This window comes from Bifidobacterium sp. UBA744, assembly GCA_002298605.1.
In the GTDB taxonomy this organism is placed as follows: domain Bacteria; phylum Actinomycetota; class Actinomycetes; order Actinomycetales; family Bifidobacteriaceae; genus Bifidobacterium.
In genome coordinates, this window is record DBKS01000046.1 from 1 (window position 1) to 1,073 (window position 1,073).

Consider the following 1,073-nt stretch of genomic DNA (forward strand, 5'->3'; position numbering starts at 1 on the left):
GCGTCGTGCAGGTTCGCGACCTCGACGATCTCAAGGCCATCAACATGCAGTGGGCGTCCCCTGCGCCGATTGATCGGCACGATCGCCCGCGAGAATCCCAATCTGGAGGCTTCAGCTAACCGATGCTCCAGCCGCGGGACCGGACGCACCTGACCGGTCAGACTGATTTCCCCGATCGCGCATGAGGTGCGCGGTACGGGAGCGGATTTGGCCGCACTCGCCAATGCCACGGCGATGGCGAGGTCACACGCGGGCTCCCTGGCGAGACCGCCGGCAATGGTGGACACGTATACGTCGTTGGCGAGCATATTGATATGCCCGTGTCGATACAGCACCGCAACCAGCATCGCCAGACGGTTGGTGTCCACGCCGTTGACCGCGCGGCGCGGTGACGGCAGCACCGAATTGGTGACCAAGGTCTGTATTTCGATCGGCAGGCTGCGATGCCCGTCAAGCGTGAACGTCACGCAAGTGCCCGTGGGATTGGCGCCGTCCGAACCGTCCGATTCAGGCGAGCCGTCTGAGGCGACGCCATCGGAGAGAAACAGCCCCGAGGGGTCGGTGACCTCCTCGATGCCCTCGCCACTCATGTCGAAGCAACCCACTTCATCCGTCGGACCGAAACGGTTCTTCACCGCGCGCAGCAGTCGCAACGCGGTTTCCGGGTCCCCCTCGAACTGACACACCACATCGACCAGATGCTCCAGAGTGCGGGGTCCGGCGATCGACCCGTCCTTAGTGACGTGCCCAACCAGCAGCACCGGCACATCCAGCGTTTTGGCTGCGTCGATCAAGGCACTGGCCACTTCGCGCACCTGCGTGGAGCCGCCGGAAATGCCGTCCACGTCCTGCGAGGTGATGGTTTGCGCGGAATCGACGATGGCCAACGCCGGCCGCGTCTGCTCGATCAGACCCAAGACGGTGGCCAGATCGGTGGTCGAGGCGAGCAGCAGATTGTCTTCCACGGCGTTGATGCGGCTGGCTCGCATACGCACCTGTGCCTGCGACTCCTCGCCTGAGATGTACAGCACGGAGTTTCCTCCATGGACCGCGCTGTGCGCGCTATGCCGCGC

The 1,073-nt window shown here is 64.2% G+C and carries 1 pseudogene; it reads right to left on the reverse strand.

The annotated features are described in order from the left end of the window. A pseudogene (locus B2994_RS04970) lies at positions 1–1,073 on the reverse strand (magnesium chelatase domain-containing protein); the annotation flags it as partial.